The following is an 878-nucleotide window of genomic DNA, read 5'->3' as shown; positions in this document are numbered from 1 at the left end:
TTCCAATGCAATTTTGGCTTTTTGAGCCCCTGTAAAAATCTTCCGTTTGCTTTCGCTCATTTCCTGCTTCTCATTTTTCGACAGAGCATAGCTTAAACTATTGTCCGGAATTCGGGGTCCACTATACAACTGGGACTGTCAATGTCGGACTCAATCCAAGCTAATATTTGTAGCAGTCAGATCAAGTTCACAACTTTACACTTTAATTTACCATCCTGAGTAGCCGATGTAACCAAAGTTGTATTGGTTCATATCTCTAGCTCTGTCATACATAGCTTCTTGCTGACTTACCTGATATTTTAAAGCCTCGTCATACTGCATAATTTCTTGGGCTTCTCTAAAATCACCTTCTCTCAACTCATGCATGACATCTGCCTGCTCTTGAGCGTTAATTTTTGCTATTCCTCTGTAAGCCATCTCGTCAGCATAATCATATGGGATCTCGTAGATAAACAGCCCATAACCAGCTGCATTACTTTTATTAAGCCACGAAAAAAAGGTGAGAAATCACGAAAAGTTCAACAGGAAGTAAAGATGTTACGCTATAGCTTACCCGTAAAAGAAAAAAGATCGGTTCCTGTTACCTTAGTTCAAGCTAAAGAAATCAACCCTCCTAAAGGAAAAATGCCTATCACATAGCGGCTACCCGTCATCAACAACACACAGATATACTTTTTCCCTAAAAAATCACAGACCTTTCAAGATATTTTTACGCATCCTAAGATAAAAATTTTCCATGACCTCAATAAAGGAGTTTTGTTTTTGCCAAAACGCAGGGAAATCACCGCCTTTTTTAATTAACATCGCAGGAATTGTGGCAGGCTGACTGGGTTCTATGCTGCTTGGCAACGGTTTAGCTCCTTGCCAAAAGCCTTTCA

Annotated in this window: 1 protein-coding gene and 1 pseudogene; both read right to left on the bottom strand. The window is 39.6% G+C overall.

Annotation, left to right across the window (positions count from 1 at the left end):
- Positions 1–207 precede the first annotated feature (207 nt).
- The gene (locus RW114_RS20755) at positions 208–417 is read right to left on the bottom strand and encodes a hypothetical protein (protein WP_340124624.1); all 210 of its coding nucleotides are present in this window, start codon (positions 415–417) and stop codon (positions 208–210) included.
- Positions 418–687: 270 nt separating this feature from the next.
- A pseudogene (locus RW114_RS20750) lies at positions 688–878 on the bottom strand (SWIM zinc finger family protein); the annotation flags it as partial.

Origin of the sequence: Methylobacter svalbardensis (assembly GCF_037671525.1) — a bacterium.
Lineage (GTDB): Bacteria > Pseudomonadota > Gammaproteobacteria > Methylococcales > Methylomonadaceae > Methylobacter_A > Methylobacter_A svalbardensis.
The sequence above is the reverse complement of the archived record's forward strand: the minus strand, read 5'-3'. Positions and strand labels throughout refer to the sequence as shown.